The following is a 19,502-nucleotide window of genomic DNA, read 5'->3' as shown; positions in this document are numbered from 1 at the left end:
GGAGGTACCCGTGCAGCCGACGACCTATGTGAACCTTCAAGCAGCTGACCGTCACGCGGTCACCGCACCGGGACGGCGCCCTCCTACGCCTCCCGGCGACGGCGGACGACCAGGAGCACGATCCCCAGCGCGAGGCTGACGAGCCCGGCGCCCAGCATCGGCACCAGTGCGCGTTGCGCCCCGGTGTCGGGCAGGTCGTCGGTCACCGTGCCCGTGCCGGTGGGGCCGCCGTCCCCGCCCGGGCCGGCCCCCGGACCACTCGGGGTGTCTCCGGGACCACTCGGAGTGTCTCCGGGACCACCGGGGGTCGCGGGCGAGACGACCTCGATGGTGGCGCCGTCCTCGTCGTTGGTGCTGACGGGGTCCGCGCTCTCCGTCTCGGCCCGGGCGACGTTGCGCAGCATCCCGGCGCGCACGTCCTGCGTGACCGTGGCCGTGACGACGACGGTCGCCGTCCCGCCCGGGAGCAACCGACCGACGGCGCACCGGACGGAGGCTCCCGTGGTCACGCACGGCTCACCCCCGACCAGGGTCGCCCGCGAGAGCCGCAGCCCGTCCGGCAGGTCGTCGGAGACGACCACCTCGCGCGCCGACGACGGGCCGTTGTTGGTCGTGACGAGGGTGTAGCTGACCTCGTCGCCCGCAGCGGCGCGGTTCGTCGAGGCGGTCTTGGTCAGCTGCAGGTCGGCACAGCCCAGGGCGGGGTCGGTGTCGTCGGGGCAGACCGGTGCGCCGGCGAGGACGGTGTCGGCGTTGTCGGTGCCGTCCGGGTCGGGCGTCGCAGCCTCGGCCTCCGCCGTGTTGCTCAGCCGGCCGGTGAAGTCGGGGTCCAGCGTCGCCCGGATGGTGACGGTGCCCGTGCTGCCGTCGGGCAGCCGCGGGAAGGTGCAGCCGGCAGCCCGCCCGAGGAGCAGGCAGCGACCGTCGCCGTCGGCACTCACCTCGATGTCGTCGAGCTCCTCGCCCAGCAGGTCGGTGACGCGCACGTCGGTCGCGGTCGACGGCCCCTGGTTGGTCACCGTGATGGTGAAGGTGACCGGCCCGCCGGGCTGCGGCGACACCGGTGCCAGGGACTTGGTGACGACGAGGTCCGCGGACGGCGAGACCTCGGCGTCGACCGTGTCCGTGTCGTTGGCAGCGTCGGTGTCGTCCGTGGTGGTCGAGACCGACGCCGTGTTGCTCAGGGTCCCGGTCTCGTCGGCGCCGAGCAGGGCCGTCACGGTGATCTCGACGGGCTCCGAGCCGGGGGCGAGCGCCTCGACGACGCACGACACGATGCCGTCGCCGGAGACCCGGCACTCGGCGTCGGTCCCCGAGTCCGAGGTCACGGCGACGGTGGCGTCGCTCAGGCCGTCGGGCAGCTCGTCGACCACGACGACCTGCCGTGCCGTCGACGGGCCGGCGTTGTCCACCGTCAGCGTGAAGCGCACGCGCTCGCCGGGCACCGGGTCCGCCGTGCCGATCTCCTTCACGACGGACACGTCGGCCTGCGGCGCCGCCGTGCCGGTCGCCGAGTCGGAGTTGTCCGAGCTGTCGGGGTCGGGCGTCGAGGTGGCGACGTACGCCGTGTTGGCGAGGTCGCCGGTGAAGCCGGCGGCCAGGCGACCGGTCACCGTCACCGTGACCGGCTCGGCGTCGGGCGCGACGCTGCCGAGCGCGCAGCGCACGGCCCCACCGGTGGCGACCGTGCAGCGGCTGCCGTCGGAGGCGGTGGCGCGGACGTTGCCGACGACCTCGGGGACGTCGTCGGTCACGACGACCCCGCGGGCCTCGGAAGGACCGTCGTTGCGCACCGTGAGCGTCCAGGAGACGTCCTCGCCCGGCACCGGGGCGACGGGGTCGGCCGACTTGGTGATCGAGACGTCGGCGGCGGCGTTCGGGCTGCCCGCTGCGGTGGCGCTGTCGTTGCGGGGATCGCTGTCGACGGTGTCGGTGGCAGCCGTGGCGGTGTTGCTCAGCGTGCCCTCGAAGTCCGGGTCGAGGGTGCCGGTGATCGTCACCTGCACCGGGTCGGCGTCGGCCGACAGGTCCCCGAGTGCGCACCGCACGACACCGTCGTCGGCGACCTCGCAGTCGGCACCGGTGACGCCGACGTCGCTCAGCGCGGCGGGGAGGGGGTCGGAGAGCACGACGTCACGCGCGGTCGAGGGGCCGTCGTTGGCGACGGTCACGACGTAGGTGACCTCCTCGCCCGGCACCGGGAGCACCGGCGAGAGGGTCTTGGTGACCCTGACGTCGGCCACGGCGCGGGCGGTGCCGACCACGGTGTCGGTGTTGTCGTCGGGCTCCGGGTCGGGGGTCCCCGAGGCCACCTCGGCGGTGTTCGACAGGCGGCCGGAGAAGTCGGCGTCGAGCGTGCCCACGACGGTGACCACCACGGGCGGCCCGTCGGGCGGGACCGTGCCCAGCTCGCACCGCACCGAACGGTCGGTCGACACGACGCACGTGGCCGGGCCGGGGACGTCGGCCGTGACGTCACCCAGCGCGGCGGGCACCGGGTCGGTCAGGACGACGTCGCGAGCCGCCGAGGGGCCGCGGTTGGTGACGGCGAGCGAGTAGGTCAGCTGCTCGCCCGGGACGGGTGCGTCCGTGGACGCCGTCTTGACGACGGCGAGGTCAGCCGACGGTGCGGCCGTGCCGGTCACCTCGTCGGTGTCGTTGGCGGGCTCCGGGTCCGGGGTGGTGGCGGAGACGGTGGCGGAGTTCACGAGGTCACCGGTGAACGTGCTGGGGAGGATGCCGCTGACGCGCACCCGCACCGGCGCGCCGGAGGGCAGGTCGCCGATCGGGCAGCGCAGCAGGTCGTCGTCGTCGACGGCGCAGGGCGTGCCGTCGTCGGAGGTGGCCGTGACGTCGGTCAGGGCGGCGGGCACGGCGTCGTTGAGCAGCACGCCGCGCGCCGTGGACGGTCCGTCGTTGTCGACCGTCAGGGTGAAGCTCACCGCGCGGCCCGGCACCGGGGCGGTCGGCGAGAGCGTCTTGACGACCGAGACGTCGGCGGACGCGACGGCGCGGTCCTCGGTCCGCGAGGTGTTGTTGCTGCTGTCGGGGTCGGCGGTGTCGTCGTCGACAACCGCCGTGTTGGCCAGGACGCCCTCGAAGTCGGGGTCCAGGGTCCCCGAGACGCGGATGGTGCGTGTCGTGCCCGCGGCCGTGTCGCCGAGGTCGCAGGTGACCTCACGGGCCACGACGCCGCAGGCGTCGGTCGGACCGCCGACCAGCTGGGCCGTCACCCCCGAGAGTCCTGCCGGCAGCTGGTCGCGCACCTCGACACCGCGGGACAGCGACGGGCCGGCGTTGTCGACGAGGAGGGTCCAGGTCACGGTCTCACCGGGGACCGGCGTGCCCGAGGTCAGCTCCTTGACCACCGAGGTGTCGGCCGAGCCCGCGGTGTCACCCTCCGCGGTCGCGGTGTCGTTCTCCGCGACGGGGTCGGGCGTGGTCGCGCTGCCGGCCCGCGCGGTGTTGCTGATCCGGCCGGTGAAGTCGGCCGCGAGCGTGCCGCGGATCGTCACGGACACCGGGTCGTCCTCGGCCGCGAGGTCGCCGAGCTCGCACGTCACCTCGGAGGCGACGACGCGGCAGGTGCTGCCGTCGTCAGCCGTCGCCGTGAGGTCGTCGAGGGCCTCGGGCACCGAGTCGACGACCTGCACGTCGCGGGCGACCGACGGGCCGGCGTTGGCGACGGTCACGACGAACTCGACCGGTGCGCCGGCGACGGCGTCACCGACGAGACGCTTGGTGACCCGCACGTCGGCGGAGGGCCGGGCGGTGCGCGTGACCGTGCTGGAGTCGTTGTCGGAGACCGGGTCGTCGGTGGCGGAGTCGATGCTGGCGGTGTTGCTCAGGGCCCCGGTGAAGTCGGCGGGGAGCTCGCCGGTCACGGTGAACCTCGCGGGAGGAGCCGCCGGCGCCACCGAGCCGAGGTCGCAGCTCACGGTGCCGTCGTCGACGCGGCAGCTGCCCGTGTCGCCGTCGACGCGCACGTCGGTCAGCGCGTCCGGGAGCGCGTCGGTGAGCACGACGCCACGGGCCGTCGACGGTCCGGCGTTGTCGACCTCGAGGGTGTACGTCACGGACTCGCCCGGGACGGGCGGCCCGTCGATCGTCTTGACCACGGAGAGGTCGGCCGCCTGACGCACGGCGAGGTCGACCGTGCTCTCGTTGTTGCCGGCGACCGGGTCGATGGTGTCGGTGCTGATCCGCCCGACGTTGCTGAGGACACCGGAGGCGCCGCTCGCGACCGTCGCCTCGACGTAGCCGTCGATCGGCCCGCCGATCTGGGACGTCGGCCGGAACAGGGGACCGGTGCAGAAGACGGTCGGCGCGCTCGGGTTGTCGGCCGTGCCGGGGTCGACCGGCTGACGGAGCTCGCACGTGGCGACCGCGGGGCCGCCGTCGGGCAGGCGGGGCGGTGTGATCCGGACGTTGGTGAGACCGGCCGGCAGCTGGTCGATGAGCTGGGGGGACCGCGCGGTCGAGGGCCCGAGGTTGCGCACCCGCAGGCGGTACTTCACGCGCTCCCCGGCAGCCGGTACGTCGGTCGTCGGCTGGTTGGTGGCGGGGTCGACCAGCGTCTTCTCCACGGACATGTCCGCCTGCGCGACGACCGGCGAGGTGACGGAGCCGACGTTGTCCGAGCCCTCGGGGTCGGGGGTGCTGGAGGTGACCCGGCCGTCGTTGGTGACCGTGAGCCGCTCGAAGCCCGGCGGGAGGGCGCCGTCGATGGTGACGGCGACCTGGCCCACGGGCAGGTCGCCGACGGCGCAGCGCACCGCCTGGCCGGTCACCTCGCACGGCGTCGCGGCCGACCCGAAGGTCGCGCCTGTGATGGCGATGCCGGAGGGCACCTCGTCGCGCACCATGACGTCACGCGCCGTGGAGGGGCCGGCGTTGCGCACGACCAGGCTGTAGGAGAACGAGGTGCCGGGCACCAACGACTCCGGCTGGGCGGTCTTGACGAGCGACAGCCCGGCCGACGCCGTGACCTCGACGGCGACCTCGTCGCGGTTGTTGCTCGGGTCGGGGTCGGACACCTCGCTCACCACGGTCGCGGCGTTGGTGACCTCGCCCGGGGCGGCCCCGGGCCCGACGAGGACCGGGAGGGTGACGGTCGCCGGCGTACCGGGCGTGACGGTGCCCAGGGCGCAGCGCAGCTCGCCCGCGACGACCTCGCACGTGCCCTGGGAGGTGCTGATCGCGCCGCTGGCGTTCAGCCCGTCGGGGAGCCGGTCGGTCAGCACCGTGCCGGACGCGTCCGAGGGGCCGGCGTTGACGACGGTGAGCGTGTAGGTCAGGCCGGTGCCGGCGGCGACCGGGGCCTGGCTGGCGGTCTTGACGACCTGGACGTCGGCGCTCTCGGTCACCGGGGTCGTCAGCGTCGCGGTGTTGTCGCTGTCGTCGTCCTCGGGGGTCGCGCTCGAGACGGTGGCGAGGTTGGTCAGGTCGGCGACGCGCCCGGCGTCGACGACGACCTGCACCAGCACGCGGGCGTCGGCACCCGCGGGGAGCTCGGTCCGGGTGCAGCGGACCTCCTGGCCCGACACCGCGCACGTGCCGCCGTCGAAGGAGGCCGAGGTGATCTCCAGGTCGGGGTCGAGCGTGTCCTGCACCACGACGTCGCGCGCGGAGGACGGTCCGTCGTTCTGCACCCGCAGCGTGTAGGTGCCCGTGGAGCCGGCCACCAGCTCGGACGGAGCCACCGCCTTGGTGAGCGCGAGCTCGGCTCGGGTGTCGACGGTCGTCGACGTGGTGTCGGCATCGTTGTCGGGCTGGGGGTCGGGGACGGTCGAGGTGACGGTGGCGTTGTTCTGGAGCACGGATCCGGCCGCCAGCGTCGACGCGGCCCTGCCGACGATGGTCACGCGGACGGGCGGGTCGCTGGGGGCGAGGGTCGGCAGGGCGCACCGCACCTGGCCGTTAGCGGCCGTGCAGTCCACGCCGTCGCCCGTGCCCGAGACGAAGGAGACACCGCTCGGCAGGGCGTCGGTGACGACGGCCCCGCCCGTGCCCGCGCGCACGGTGGAGGGGCCGAGGTTGTCCACGTCGAGCGTCCAGGTCAGCTGCTGCCCGGCGACGACCCGCGCCGGGCCGGACTTGACGACGGCGAGGTCGGCTGAGGCCACGACCTGGGCGGAGGTCGTCGCCGTGTTGTTGGCGGTGCTCGGGTCGCGCGGCGTGGTCGCCTGGACGGTGCCGGTGTTGGTCAGCGGACCGGGAGCGGTCCCCGGGGCCACGGTGCCGGTGACGACGACGCGCAGCACCTGCCCGTCGGCGAGGGTCGCCAGCCCGCAGTCGACACGGTTGCCCACCGTCGCGGCGCAGCTCGCCCCGGGGGTGGAGGTGGTGGCGGAGACGTCGGTGACCGACGCGGGGACGGTGTCGGTGACCCGGACGCCCGAGGCGTCGGACGGGCCGTTGTTGGTCGCGGTCAGCACGAAGGTGACCTGCTCGCCGGCGACGACCGGGTCGGGCGAGACCTGCTTCGCCAGCGACACGTCGGCCTCGGCGGCCGTGGGCAGCACGTACGTCGCGGTGTCGTTCGCCGGCACCGGGTCGACGGTCGCGGAGGTGGCGCGGGCGGTGTTGCGCACGCCGTCGGCGCCACCCGCGGAGGGCACGCGTGCTCGGACCCGGACCGTCTGGATCTCGCCGACGGCCAGCGTGCCGACCTCGCAGCGGGCGGTCGTGGGGGTCCCCTGGGCGGTGCACGAGCCCTGGGTGGCGGTGGCGTCGACGAAGGTCAGCGGCGGGGGCACCGGGTCGGTCACGACGACCCCGGTCGCCGTCGACGGCCCGTAGTTCGTCACGACCATCGTGTAGGTGACGAGCCCGCCCTCGACGGCGGGCACCGGGTCGGCGGTCTTGGTCAGACCGAGGTCGGTCCGGGGCGCGATGGTGGAGGTGGCGGTGGCCGCGTCGTTGCCGGGGACCGGGTCGGCGGTGGTCGCCGATGCGGTGGCGGTGTTGGTGAGGGTGCCGGTGGCCCCGGCCGCCAGGTCGGCGTCGACGAGGACGCGCACCGAGCCGCCGGCCGGGATGGTCCCGAGCTCGCACCCGAGGCGGCCCGCCGTCGTGGTGCACGATCCGGCCGTGGCCTGTCCGCGCACGTCGGACAGCACGCCGGGCGGGACGTCCTCGAGCGTCACGCCGCGGGCGTCGGAGGGGCCGTTGTTGGTGACGGTCACGGCGTACTGGACGGCTCGGCCCGGCACCACCGGGCTGGTCAGCATGGTCTTCGTCGTGGCCAGGTCGGCCCGGGCGGCGTCACGGGTGACCGTGGACGTGGCGGCGTTGTTGCCAGGCGTCGGGTCGGCGGTCTCGGACGTGGCCCGCGCGGTGTTCACCAGGGGGCCGCCCGTCGACGACGGGTCGAGGCGTCCCGAGACGGTGACGGTGGTGCTCGCCCCCGCGGGCAGGCTCTCGGCGCGGCACGAGACGTCGGAGCCGGTGACCTCACAGCTGCCCCGCGAGCTCGAGGCGGTGACGCCGATGACGCCGGACGGCACGGTGTCGGTCACGACCACCCCGGTGGCCTGCGACGGCCCGGCGTTGGTGGCGGTGATGGTGTAGGTGATCGGCTGGCCCGGGGCGCGCGAGGTGGCGTCGGCGGTCTTGGTGACCACGATGTCGGCCGCCCGGGTGATCGCGGACGTGGCCGCCGCAGCGTTGTTGCCGGGGACCGGGTCGGAGGTGCTGGAGGAGATGGTGGCCACGTTGGTCAGGGCCGTCGCCGCGGAGTCCTGCGGCACCCGCACGACCACGGTGACGGTGGGCTGGGTGTCGGGCGCCACGGTGCCGAGGCCGCAGGTGAGGGTGCGGCCGGAGGGGGAGCAGGTGCCGCCGGTGGAGGTCGTGGCCGAGACGAGGGAGACACCCTCGGGGAGGGTGTCCACGACCTGCACGTCGGTGGCGGCCGTGGGGCCGGCGTTGCCCGCCGTGAGGGTGTAGGTCAGGGTGCCCCCCGCACGCGCCGGGTCGGGGGTGGCCGTCTTGGTCAACGACAGGTCGGCCAGGGTCGCCACGGGCGTGGCGACCGTCTCGGTCGCGTAGGTGTAGGCGTTGCCGATGGTCTGGGCGTTGTAGGCGAGCGAGCCGGTGTTGCGCAGGGTGGTGCCGGCGGCGGCACTCGCCACGGTGACGCGGAACCGCACGGTGGCGGACGCGTTCGTCGCCAGGGTGCCGCCCGCGGTGGCGTTGGCCCCGGTTCCCACCCGGTACCGGACCTGTCTGCTGCCCGGGAGGTACTCGGCGTCGTCGTCCCCCCCGGCGTCGGTCCGGGCGACGTAGGTGTTGCCGCTCAGCACGGCCAGGGACCCGGGCACGAAGGTGGTGCCGGCGGGCAGCGGGTCGGTGACGACCGAGCCGGTGGCGAAGTCGTCGCCGGTGTTGGCGAAGTTCAACGTGTACTCGAGGGTGTCGCCGACGCGGGTCGGGTCGTTGCCCGAGCGGTTCACGACGGTCTTCGAGCCGCGGATCTGCGGGGCGTAGAGGTCGACCTGGGTCGTCAGCGCGGCCGGGTAGTAGAAGTCGCCGCTGGTGTTGAAGCGCAGGTTCGCCGAGGTGGCGCTGTTGGGGATGACGCCGGCCGCGTCGACGACCTTCGCGTCGAGGCCGAGGGTGTTGACGTTGGCCGGGTTCCGGTTCGCCAGGTTGGCCCCCGCGTTGGTGACACGGCTGCCGAAGAAGTTGGCCGACGGGCTCTGGGCGTCGGCCAGGCGGGTGCAGGGGCCGTTGTTGGCGCAGTTGACCGCGAGGAAGTCGCCGGTGAGGCCGGCGTCGCCCTCGTAGGTGACGCTGCCGATCTTGGCGTTCACCGCGCCGGACGGCGGCGTCAGGAAGCCGGAGATCGTGGCGTCGACGGTCTCGTTGCCCGTCACGCTGGCGTAGCCGTTGAAGACGTTGAGGTCGCGCAGGGGGGCGGAGGGGTCCTCGAAGGCGACGACGAGGCTCCACCCGGCGTACCGGTCGACGCCCGTGGCGGCGGACATGTCGGCCGCGAAGTAGGTGCCGGACCCGGCAGCCTGGACCTGCGGGGTCACGTCGAGGTACGACGAGTAGTCGTTGTTGTTGCTGCCGAGGTTGTCGATGCGCGACGCGGTCACGGTCGAGTACGTCGACTGGCCGGGCGTGCGCAGCTTGATCTGGTTGGCGTTGCCGGTGGCGGCGACACCGTTGTTGCCGGCGACACGGGCGGCGCCCCAGAAGAGGCCCGCGTAGATCACCCTGGCCCCGGAGGGCACCACGACGTTGGCCGACGACGACCGGCTCGTGGTGGGGTCGTTGTCGGCGTCGGTGAACGTCATCGCGAAGTCGTTGTTGCTGCCGGCCCGGGTCCCGGCCTGCACCGCGGCGCAGTTGGTGGCCGAGGTCGGGCAGCTCATCATGGTGTTGCCCGTGACGGCGATGGACCCGTTGGTCTGTCGTGAGAACACCGAGCCGAAGGGCCTCACGACAGCGGCCTCGGCGTCGGGCGCTGGGAGGAGCACCGTGATGGCGGCGAGGAGCAGGGCGAACGCGAGCCCTGCGCGCAACGACCGTCGACGACGTGTCACGAGGCGCATGGTGGAGACCTCTCCCGAGGAGTGAACCGCTGGTGGTGGCGGTCACGCTAGTCACTCTTGTCCCGTTACGCCTCCCTTTCCTCGTCTTCGGCGGCCGGTCCGACGCGCTCGACCGCGGCCGTCGGTCGGGCCGCGCAGGGTCGCCACACAGCGGAGGGGGGTGGTGTGACGGATGTGACGCGTGTGAGACGTGTGGCGCGACCTGGTCTAGCCGTTGCCAGATCGTTTCCCGAGAGTTCGACGCGATGGGTTCCGCCGACCGTGAGGAGGCCTCAGGATTGGGGACGGAAAGTCCGAAACCACCGCCGCAAACTTGGACATAGGGGACACTCGGGGTATGAATCGCAAGACCGCCGTCGCGGGAGTGCTGGGCTGCGTGCTGCTGACCGCCCCCGTCTCCGCGACGACCTCCCCGCAGTCTCAGCAGGGCGTCGCCGACCTCCCCGACTCCGCGATCGTCGCGACCGCGGCCGAGGCCGGTCAGGACCCCGTCGTGGTCCCCGCCTCGCGCACGGTGCGCGACTGGGCGGGCCAGGGCGCGGCCGAGACCGACCCCGAGCAGGTGCCGACCGTCGTGCTCGACGCCTACACGACCGCGGTGGCCGTCGCCCCCGAGAGCTGCAACATCACCGTGCCGGTGCTGGCCGCCGTGGGTCAGGTCGAGAGCGGCAACCTCGTCGGCCGCAGCCTCGACACCACCCACGCCGTCACCCCGGCCCTCGTCGGTCCCCGGCTCGACGGCGGCGCGTTCGCCTCGATCGGCGACACCGACAACGGCCGCCTCGACGGTGACACGAAGTTCGACCGCGCCGTCGGCCCGATGCAGTTCCTGCCGTCGACCTGGCGCTCGGTCGGCGTCGACATGGACGGCGACGGCGAGCGTGACCCGCAGAACATCTACGACGCCGCCGGTGCCGCGATGGTCTACCTCTGCGGCACTCGCGACCTCTCCGACCCCGCGCAGCTCCGCCAGGCGATCCTGTCCTACAACCGCTCGACCTCCTACCTGCAGCAGGTGCTGACCTGGAAGGAGACCTTCGAGACCAAGGGTCTCGGCGCGGTCGCCTCGCTGCCGATCTTCTCCGCCACCGGCTCCGGCTCCACCTCGGGCAGCGCCACCGGCGACACCGTCGGCGACACCCCCGGCGACACCCCCGGCGACACCGGCGCTGTCGCGGCCACCCGCCCCGGCAAGGCCTCGAAGCCGAGCCCCACGGGTGCGACCGGGACGCCCGGCACCCCCCAGCCGACCAAGCCCGGCACCTCGCCGACGACGCCCGGCGCGGGATCGCCGGGCGCGGGATCGCCGGGCACCACGCCCACGACCCCGGGCAGCGGCACGCCGTCGCCCAGCGACCCGGGCACGCCCTCGACGACTCCGAGCCCGAGCGACCCGGGCGAGCCGACGGAGCCGAGCGAGCCCGCGGAGCCGACGCCGACGTACGTCGCGTCGACCGACGTGCTCAAGACCGAGTGCGTCGAGGGCGTGGACATGCCGGTCCTCCAGACGTTCTTCGACGGCCTCGTCTGGGTCGACCAGGACGCCCGCACCGCCGAGCACGTCGACGGCGAGCTCTTCCCGGACGAGGAGCCGACGGCCGTCGTGGACACCCTCTGCCTCGCGGCCGAGTGACCCGCTGACCCGCGTGGGTTACGCCCGACGCGGGCGCAGGGCGACGACGTAACGCTGCCCCGGGTGCTCGGTCTGGCACCACAGCAGACCGGTGTCCGGCCACCACGACAGGTCCTCGGGGCCGGGCGGCAGCGCTCCGTGGTGGGCGGTGAATCGTCCCGGCACCCCGACGTGCAGCGTGCCGCGCCGGCGCGTGCCGTTGCTGCTGGTCGCGTGGAGCACCCCGTCGACCGAGACCAGTCCCTGCGTGCGCAGCGGCAGCTCGGCCAGCTCCTCGGCCCGGCTGCGGCCGTCGTCGGACGGCCGGGGCAGGCCGTCCACGTGGAGGGGGAGGGCGACCAACCGCCGCGTCTGGCCGTCCTGGCCGTACTCCGCGACGAGCAGCCGCGGCTGCCCGCCGGCCGCGTCGACGGAGCACGACGAGTAGCGCAGCGGCTCCTCGTCGTCCTGCTCCGCGTGCAGCCAACGACTGACCGGGAGCACCAGGCGTCCGTCGTGCCGGGTCACGTCGTCGAGCCGCGCCACCCCCAGGCCCTGCCGGGTCGCGGCGACCAGCAGGTGCTCGCCCGACCAGGTCAGCCCACCCGCGTGCACGCGCAGCGGCGCCAGGCCGCGACGCGTCGGACGGACCAGCTCGACGTGGGCGTAGCGCAGCGACTGAAGGTCGAGCACGCTGACGCGGCTGCCGAGGTGCGCGCCCTTCCGGTCGGTGCGGTACCACGCGGCGAGGAGCACCCGGCGGTCGCGCCACGCACCGGCGGCGTCGGCGGTCGTGGTGAGGCCCTGGGGCATCCAGGTCGGGTCGAGGGCGTCGTGGTCTTCCCACGTCAGGCCCCACTCGACGGCGTGGCCCGGAGCGGCGACGAGACGGGCCTGGTGGTCGAGGGCCCCGAGGGCGCCGTCCAGCCCGACGCGGTCGAGACGGTCGGGCAGCGGCGACAGGTCGGCACACCGGAGGGAGAGCGGCACCCGACCAGTATCCGACCGCGTGCCCGACAGCGACCCGCTCGGGCAGGATGGGCCGCATGGCGGGCAGCGGCGTGCGGGCGGTCTTCTTCGACGCCGATCACGCCGAGGCAGCGGCCGCACGGCTGCGACGCGACGGCTTCGAGGTGCAGGTGCGTCGCGACCGGTTCGCCGGCGAGGACGACGACGAGGACCAGCCCTGGGTGGTGGCCACCGATGCGCCGGCCGGCCTGCTCGAGCTGGTCGTCGAGGAGCACGACGGCTGGGTCGAGCACGACGCGCCGCCCGCCCCGCCGGTCCCCCTGCGACTGCCCACGGCACCCCGACGCGCCCACCGGGGTGTCGGAGGCGACTCCTAGGATCGTGCCCATGGAACGGCACCTCCTGCTCGTGCACGCCCACCCCGACGACGAGACGATCGGCAACGGCGCGACCATGGCGCGCTACGTGGCCGAGGGTGTCGGGGTCACGCTCGTGACCTGCACCGGGGGCGAGCTGGGCGAGATCCTCGTGCCCGAGCTCGCCCACCTCGCCGCCGACCGCGAGGACGGCCTCGGCGAGCACCGCCGCGGCGAGCTCGCCAACGCGATGAAGGCGCTGGGCGTGACCGACCACCGCTACCTCGGCGGCTTCGGTGCCTACCGCGACTCCGGCATGAAGTGGGCCCCCGAGGGCCACGCCGTGGCCGCCGACGAGACCGACGAGCGGGCCTTCGCCAACGCCGACCTCACGGAGGCCGCCGACCACCTCGTCGCGGTCATCCGCGAGGTGAGGCCCCAGGTGCTGGTGACCTACGACGAGTTCGGGGGCTACGGCCACCCCGACCACGTCCAGGCGCACCGGGTGGCGACGTACGCCGTCGCGCTCGCCGCGGTGCCGTCCTACCGCCGCGACCTCGGCGAGGCCCACGACGTGGCCAAGGTCTACTGGGGCGCGATGTCGGAGCGACGGGTGCGCGAGGGCCTGCGGGCCCTGCGCGACGCCGGCGACACCACGACCTTCGAGGGCATGGAGCCCGACGGCGACCTGCCGCGCATGTTCGTGGCCGACGACGCGCTGACCGCCCGGGTCGAGGCCGAGCAGTACGCCGCCGCCAAGACCGAGGCGCTGAAGGCGCACGCCACCCAGATCGAGGTCGACGGCCCCTTCTTCGCCCTCTCCAACAACCAGGGCAACGCGATCTGGGGCACGGAGTTCTTCCGGATCGCCAAGGGCACACCGGGGCCGGTCGGCGACGACGGCCTCGAGGACGACCTCTTCGCCGGCCTCGACCCCCGAGGGGCCTGAGCCGTGGCGATGTGGCGCGAGAGCGGCGGGAAGGTCGCCGGCCTGACGGTGCTCGGCCTGCTGGTGGTGGTGGCCGCGGCCTACGTCGGCATCGCCCTGTGGGGCGGTGACCGGATGCCCCGCAGCGCGGCGGTGGACGGCGTCGACGTGGCCGGCCTCGACCGGTCGGAGGCCCGTGATGCGCTCGCCGACCTGCCCGTCGACGAGCCCGTCCGGGTCACCTACGGCGACGGCCGCGAGGTCGAGGTCGACGGCGAGGAGGCCGGCCTGCGGGTCGACGCCGACGCCACCCTCGACGAGGCGGCCGGCGGCTCGCGGTGGGCGCCCTCACGGGTGTGGGCGCTGGTCACCGGCGGCGGCGAGGTCGAGGCCGTCGTCGACACCGACGCCGAGCAGATGGGGGAGGCGCTCGACGAGCTCGAGCAGGGCCTCGACCGGCCGGTGCAGGAGGGGGCCCTGGAGTTCCGCGGCGGCGACGTACGCGCCGTCTACGGCTCCGCGGGCCGAGGCGTCGTGCGCGATGCGGCGGCGGCGCAGCTGGCCCGCCAGCTCGTCACCGGCGAGGAGCGGCAGCTGCCCACCGAGCGCATGGAGCCCACGGTCGCCGACGATGCGGTCGACACCGCGCTCGAGGAGATCGGCCGGCCCGCGGTCGACGGCCCGGTGACGCTGGTCATGGCCGGACGCGAGCTGCGCGTGCCGCCGCGCACGCTGGCGCGGGGGCTGTCGACCGAGCCCGTCGACGGGGCGCTCGAGCTGCGCGTCGACGGCGACGACCTGGTCGAGGCGCTCGAGCCGCGTCTGGAGCGCATCGGCACGGCCCCGGTCGACGCCGGCTTCAGGGTGGGCGCCCAGGGGCGCGTCCGCGTCGTGCCGTCCGAGCCCGGTCGCGAGCTCGACCCCGAGCAGCTCGAGCAGGGTCTGCCGGAGGTGCTCCTCGCGACCGGCGACCAGCGGAGGCTCGAGGTGCAGGGTCGAGAGGCCCAGGCCGACCTCACGACCGAGGAGGCACGCCAGCTCGGCGTGAAGCGTCGCGTCAGCACCTTCACGACGTACTTCCCCTACGCCGAGTACCGCAACGTCAACATCGGACGCGCCGCCGAGCTCGTCGACGGCACCCTGCTGATGCCCGGCGACGTCTTCAGCCTCAACGGCATCGTGGGGGAGCGCACCGCCGAGAACGGCTTCACCGAGGGCTACGTCATCTCCGACGGCATCTTCCGGACCGACCTGGGCGGCGGCGTCTCGCAGATGGCCACGACGATCTTCAACGCGGCGTTCTTCGCCGGCCTCGAGGACGTCGAGCACAAGCCTCACTCGGTCTACATCGACCGCTACCCCGAGGGCCGCGAGGCCACCGTGTCGTGGGGCTCGCTCGACCTGCGCTTCCGCAACGACACCGACCACGCCGTGCTGGTCAAGGCAAGCGTCACGCCGTCGACCGTCAGCAGCCAGGGCGAGGCCACGGTGTCGATGTACTCCACCAAGACCTGGCGCATCGAGTCGCGCACCAGCGAGCGCTACGCCTACACCTCGCCGTCCACGCGCTACCTCACCGACGCCGACTGCGAGGCCGCCACCGGCACCTCGGGCTTCAGCGTCGACGTCTACCGCGACTTCTTCCGCCCCGGCGAGCAGCGCAAGATCCGCACCGAGAAGTTCTCCACCGTCTACATCCCGGGCGACGCCGTCGTGTGCGGCCCCCCGCCCGGCTCCGAGCCCCCGCCCCCCTCCGACGGCGGCGGCACCACCGGCGGCGGCGGTGGCGACAACGACGGCCCCCGCAGCGGCGGTGGTGGCGGCGGCGGCGGTGGCGGCGGTGGCGGCGGTCGTCGTGACGCCGGCGGTCGCGACGACGGCTGAGCCGATCCTCGGCAGTCACTGCTATCCCAGGTTCACCTGGGAAACCGTCACCGGTCGGGCGCCCGCAGGTAGTCGTAGCGGTGGTGCTCGGCGAAGCCGAGGCGCTCGTAGAGCGCGCGGGCGGTGGTGTTGGCGGTGACGACCTGGAGGTACGCCGTGGTCACGCCGAGCTCGGCTCCCTCGCGCAGCAGGGCGGCGACGACGGCGCGGCCGAGGCCGGCGCCGCGACGGTCGGGGCGGGTCCAGAGCGAGGCGAGGCCGAGCCAGTCGTCGTGCGCGACGCCGCGGCCCCGGGCCACCACCACCTCGTCGCCCTCGCACACGGTGGCGAACCAGGCGCCCTGCTGGCCCTCCCGCCGCTCCAGCACCTGACGGGCGACGTCGGGCTGGCGGGCGGTGCGCTCGTCGGTGGCCAACCACGCCCCGTCGAGCGCCGTGGCGACGTCGACGAGGGTGTCCGGCGCCTCGAGCCTCCGGCGCACCTTCGACGGCGAGGCGAGCATCAGCAGCGTGTGCTCGTACGCCGCCCACCCGGCGTCGCGCAGCGCCACGTCGGCTTCGCTGCCGGGGAGCACGTGGGCCTGCGCCGGCAGCGAGCGGGCGGCGTACCACTCCTCGGTGCGGCGCGCCGCGTCGTCGGGCGCCGGGCCCAGGGCGAGCACGCTGTTGGCGCGGTTGGTGTAGCCGGAGGAGGCGCGCAGCAGCCAGCCGCCCAGCGGCTGCGACTCGACGGCCGGCCAGCCGGGGGCCGCGCGGCGGTCGGCCTCGGCCGCGTCGAGGCGGTGGTGCACCGAGGGGCGCGGTGGCACCGGCTTGCCGGCGACGACGTCGGCGAGCGGGATGCTGACCCGGTCGCCGCGCTCGCGGCGCAGGACGACGTCGCCGTCGCGCGAGTCGGGCCACGACTCGCAGGTGCCGAGCACGTCGGTCAGCGCCGGGCCGCCGGAGGGGCCGGTCTCGCCGCGCACCACGCGGCGCACGACCACGCGCCGGCCGACGACGTGAGGTCCGAGGTGTCCGTCAGGGGTGGGTCGCTCCGACGTGGGCACCGGGGGAGTCTAGGCTTGACGCGTCCTCCTGCTCGTGCCGGCGGACCCGTCCCGACTCCTCGAAGGAGGACCTGGTGACCTACGTCATCGCCCAGCCCTGCGTCGACCTCAAGGACCGCGCCTGCGTCGACGAGTGCCCCGTCGACTGCATCTACGAGGGCAAGCGGATGCTCTACATCCACCCCGACGAGTGCGTCGACTGCGGTGCGTGCGAGCCGGTGTGCCCCGTGGAGGCCATCTACTACGAGGACGACACCCCGGAGGAGTGGAAGGGCTACTACGACGCCAACGTCCACTTCTTCGACGACCTCGGCTCGCCCGGTGGCGCGGCCAAGATGGGTGAGATCGACAAGGACCACCCGATGATCGCCGAGCTGCCCCCGCAGAACCAGGAGTGACGGACCGGGTGAGCGGCCCGGTCTCGGGCCGGTTGCCCGACTTCCCCTGGGACCAGCTCCGCTCGTACGCCGCCACGGCTCGCGCGCACCCCGACGGCATCGTCGACCTCTCCGTCGGCACGCCGGTCGACCCGACCCCTGCGGTCGTGCAGCAGGCGTTGCGCGACGCCGCGGACGCACCGGGCTACCCGACCACGGTCGGCACGCCGGCGCTGCGCGATGCCGCGGTCGGCTGGCTGGCGCGTCGTCACGGCGTGACGGGCCTCGGTCCCGACGGCGTGCTCCCGGTGATCGGCTCCAAGGAGCTCATCGCCGGGCTGCCGACCTTCCTCGGGATCGGCCCGGGCGACCTCGTGGTGCACCCCGAGGTCGCCTACCCGACGTACGAGGTGGGGGCGGCGCTCGCCGGCGCCGAGTCGCTCGCGACCGACGCCCTGACGGCCGTCGGGCCACGCACGCCGCGGCTGGTCTACCTCAACTCGCCGTCGAACCCCACCGGCCGCGTGCTGCCGCTCGACCACCTGCGCAAGGTCGTCGACTGGTGCCGCGAGCGCGGGGTGCTGCTCGTCAGCGACGAGTGCTACGTCGAGTGCGCCTGGGAGGGCGACGCGCCGATGTCGGTGCTGCACCCCGACGTGTGCGACGGCTCCCACGAGGGCCTGCTGGCGATCCACTCGCTGTCGAAGCGATCCAACCTCGCGGGCTACCGCTGCGCCTTCGTGGCCGGTGACGAGCACGTGGTCGCCGAGCTGCTGGCCGTGCGCAAGAACCTCGGGCTGATGCTGCCGAGCCCCCAGCAGCACGCGATGACGGCCGCGCTCGACGACGACGCCCACGCCGACGAGCAGCACGCGCGTTACGCCGCCCGGCGTGCCCGGCTCCGCACCGCGCTCGAGGGTGCCGGTTTCCACGTCGACCACTCCGAGGCCTCGCTCTACCTCTGGTCGAGCGCGGACGAGGACTGCTGGGCGACTGTCGCCCGGCTCGCCGACCTCGGCATCCTCGTGGCGCCCGGGTCCTTCTACGGCGCCGCGGGCTCGCGGCACGTGCGGGTCGCCTTCACCGCCACCGACGAGCGTGTCGACGCGGCCGTCGCCCGCCTGGGCTGAGGCGCGCCGCCGCCCCCGGCCATGATGGGACGGTGGAAGCGACGGACATCGCCGCGCACGGCGAGCGCTCGGCCATCGGGCGGCTGCTCGCCCTGGCCGACCGGCCCGGCACCGAGGTGCGCAGCGGCGAGGGCTGGGTCGCGGTGCGCACCGGCCTCGCGAGCAACGACCTCAACGGGGTGGTGAGCCTCGGCGCCGACATCGACGCGTCCCTGGTGGCGGAGCTCGACGACTGGTGGGGCGAGCTGCCGGCCTGCTGGCTGGTGCCCGACCCCGACCCGGCCCTGACCGGGACCCTGGAGTCGTCCGGGTGGCACCCGGAGCGCACCGGGCACTGGGCGGGGCGCGTGCTCGACGCCGACCTGCCGTCGGGCGACGGCGCCATCCCGATGGGTGACCCCGCCGACCACCTCGACGTGCTCCAGGCGTGCGGCTGGTTCGAGCCGGGGGAGCGGTCCGGGCGTCGAGAGCTGCTCACCCCGCACCCGCTGTGGCGCCACGTGACGGTACGCCGCGGCACCCGCGCCGTCGGGGCGGCGTCCGGCTTCCTCGGCGCCGGCCTCGAGGTCGTCGACCTCGCGGTGGTGCCCGAGGAGCGGCGCAGCGGGGTCGGTACGGCGCTGCTCGGCGCCCTCGCCGCATGGGGACGCGAGCGCGGTGCCGAGCACGTCGTGGCGGCGCCCAGCCCCGACGGGGCGCGGCTGCTGGCGGCGCACGGCTTCGAGACCGCGCCGGTCACGCCCGACGTCTGCAGCTACCGGCCGGGCCGCTGACTCAGCCGTCGAACCCGATCCGCACGCGGTCGTCGGGGGCGGGGTCGTCGGCGCGGGTCCAGCCGTCGCGGGAGTCGCTGCCGGCCGTCCAGGTGCGGTCGCCCACGGTGACGTCGGCGACGCCGTACCGCTCGGCCTGCGCGACGGCGAACTGCCCGGCCGCCCACCCCAGCCGGTTGCCGGCGTCGCCGCGTCCGACCGTCACCGTCACCGGCCCGCCGCCCTCGGCGTCACGCTCGACGCGCGCTCCGAAGGCGGTGTCGACCAGCGAGGCGAAGCCCTCGCGGTCGGGCGAGCCGGGCTCGCCCACGGTGCAGCTGAACCGGCCGCCGGGGCTGTAGCCGGTGAGCACCGAGGCCAGGGCGCGGGCGTCCTCGGCGTGGTCCTCGTAGGCCTCGGGAAAGCCCGAGCGCTGCACGGTCTGCGCGGCCTCGGTGATGCGCATCTGCTCGTAGCCGTCGACCTGCTCCAGCGCCTCGTAGAAGGCGTTGGTGGCGTAGAACTCGTCCTGCACCTGCTCCTCGGTGCCCCAGCCCTGCGACGGACGCTGCTGGAACAGGCCGAGCGAGTCGCGGTCGCCGTAGTCGATGTTGCGGATCTTGCTCTCCTGGTACGCCGTCGCGAGCGCGATCGACACGGCCCGGGCCGGCAGTCCGCGCTGGATCCCGATGGCGGCGATCAGGCTGGCGTTCTGCGCCTGCTCGACCGAGAGCCGCACGGTGACGCCGTCGAGCTCGGTGGTGCACCCGGCGAGGGCCGGGATCTGCACCTGCCCGCGCCAGGTCGCCACGCCCACACCGGCGGCGACCACCAGCACGACGAGGACGACGAGGGTGCGCAGGCGCATCGGGGAACCGGCGC

General features: G+C 74.4%; 11 protein-coding genes. 7 read left to right on the top strand and 4 right to left on the bottom strand.

What is annotated here, in order from left to right; genetic code table 11:
• Positions 1 to 83: 83 nt before the first annotated feature.
• Positions 84 to 9,554: a DUF7507 domain-containing protein gene (locus ACYU8I_RS12775; RefSeq protein ID WP_460841362.1), complete on the bottom strand. Its 9,471-nt coding sequence runs from the start codon at positions 9,552 to 9,554 to the stop codon at positions 84 to 86.
• 346 nt (positions 9,555 to 9,900) lie between these two features.
• Between ACYU8I_RS12775 and ACYU8I_RS12770 the strand changes: the two genes are divergently transcribed.
• Positions 9,901 to 11,196: a lytic transglycosylase domain-containing protein gene (locus ACYU8I_RS12770; RefSeq protein ID WP_460841359.1), complete on the top strand. Its 1,296-nt coding sequence runs from the start codon at positions 9,901 to 9,903 to the stop codon at positions 11,194 to 11,196.
• Positions 11,197 to 11,214: 18 nt separating this feature from the next.
• On the opposite strand, the gene ACYU8I_RS12765 is transcribed toward ACYU8I_RS12770, so the two are convergent.
• A complete protein-coding gene (locus ACYU8I_RS12765; RefSeq protein ID WP_460841357.1) occupies positions 11,215 to 12,165 on the bottom strand; it encodes a hypothetical protein in 951 nt (316 codons plus the stop codon).
• A 56-nt stretch (positions 12,166 to 12,221) separates the two neighbouring features.
• Here ACYU8I_RS12765 and ACYU8I_RS12760 point away from each other — a divergent pair, with 56 nt between their 5' ends.
• Genes ACYU8I_RS12760 through ACYU8I_RS12750 form a run of 3 tightly spaced genes read left to right on the top strand, consistent with a single transcriptional unit; the run spans position 12,222 to position 15,312 of the window.
• The gene (locus ACYU8I_RS12760) at positions 12,222 to 12,521 is read left to right on the top strand and encodes a hypothetical protein (RefSeq protein WP_460841355.1); all 300 of its coding nucleotides are present in this window, start codon (positions 12,222 to 12,224) and stop codon (positions 12,519 to 12,521) included.
• 10 nt (positions 12,522 to 12,531) lie between these two features.
• Positions 12,532 to 13,449 carry an N-acetyl-1-D-myo-inositol-2-amino-2-deoxy-alpha-D-glucopyranoside deacetylase gene (mshB, locus tag ACYU8I_RS12755; protein WP_460841352.1) on the top strand — a complete coding sequence of 306 codons (918 nt, stop codon included), beginning with the start codon at positions 12,532 to 12,534 and terminating at the stop codon, positions 13,447 to 13,449.
• Between the two features lie 9 nt (positions 13,450 to 13,458).
• On the top strand, positions 13,459 to 15,312 hold the full coding sequence (locus tag ACYU8I_RS12750; RefSeq protein ID WP_460841481.1) for a VanW family protein: 1,854 nt from the start codon (positions 13,459 to 13,461) through the stop codon (positions 15,310 to 15,312).
• A 47-nt stretch (positions 15,313 to 15,359) separates the two neighbouring features.
• On the opposite strand, the gene ACYU8I_RS12745 is transcribed toward ACYU8I_RS12750, so the two are convergent.
• Positions 15,360 to 16,361, bottom strand: a complete 1,002-nt coding sequence (locus tag ACYU8I_RS12745; RefSeq protein WP_460841349.1) for a GNAT family N-acetyltransferase — start codon at positions 16,359 to 16,361, stop codon at positions 15,360 to 15,362.
• Between the two features lie 74 nt (positions 16,362 to 16,435).
• On the opposite strand from ACYU8I_RS12745, the gene fdxA reads away from it, so the two are divergent.
• The 3 genes from fdxA to ACYU8I_RS12730 are packed head-to-tail and all read left to right on the top strand — an operon-like array spanning position 16,436 to position 18,641.
• Positions 16,436 to 16,759, top strand: a complete 324-nt coding sequence (fdxA, locus tag ACYU8I_RS12740) for a ferredoxin (protein ID WP_460841347.1) — start codon at positions 16,436 to 16,438, stop codon at positions 16,757 to 16,759.
• An 8-nt stretch (positions 16,760 to 16,767) separates the two neighbouring features.
• Positions 16,768 to 17,868, top strand: a complete 1,101-nt coding sequence (dapC, locus tag ACYU8I_RS12735; RefSeq protein ID WP_460841345.1) for a succinyldiaminopimelate transaminase — start codon at positions 16,768 to 16,770, stop codon at positions 17,866 to 17,868.
• Positions 17,869 to 17,900: 32 nt separating this feature from the next.
• Positions 17,901 to 18,641, top strand: coding sequence for a GNAT family N-acetyltransferase (locus tag ACYU8I_RS12730; protein WP_460841342.1), 741 nt, complete (start codon positions 17,901 to 17,903; stop codon positions 18,639 to 18,641).
• Between the two features lies 1 nt (position 18,642).
• On the opposite strand, the gene ACYU8I_RS12725 is transcribed toward ACYU8I_RS12730, so the two are convergent.
• Entirely contained in the window at positions 18,643 to 19,488 is an 846-nt protein-coding gene (locus ACYU8I_RS12725; protein WP_460841340.1) for a hypothetical protein, read from the bottom strand.
• Positions 19,489 to 19,502 lie beyond the last annotated feature (14 nt).

Source organism: Nocardioides marmoraquaticus (assembly GCF_054777915.1).
Note: the sequence above shows the minus strand (reverse complement) of the source record. Positions and strands in the feature narration are given on the sequence as shown.

Excerpts from the sequence above, each read along its gene's own strand:
- ACYU8I_RS12760 (WP_460841355.1), top strand. The coding sequence starts at position 12,222 with ATGGCGGGCAGCGGCGTGCGGGCGGTCTTCTTCGACGCCGATCACGCC.
- ACYU8I_RS12750 (WP_460841481.1), top strand. The coding sequence starts at position 13,459 with ATGTGGCGCGAGAGCGGCGGGAAGGTCGCCGGCCTGACGGTGCTCGGC.
- ACYU8I_RS12725 (WP_460841340.1), bottom strand. The coding sequence starts at position 19,488 with ATGCGCCTGCGCACCCTCGTCGTCCTCGTCGTGCTGGTGGTCGCCGCC.
- mshB (WP_460841352.1), top strand. The coding sequence starts at position 12,532 with ATGGAACGGCACCTCCTGCTCGTGCACGCCCACCCCGACGACGAGACG.
- ACYU8I_RS12770 (WP_460841359.1), top strand. The coding sequence starts at position 9,901 with ATGAATCGCAAGACCGCCGTCGCGGGAGTGCTGGGCTGCGTGCTGCTG.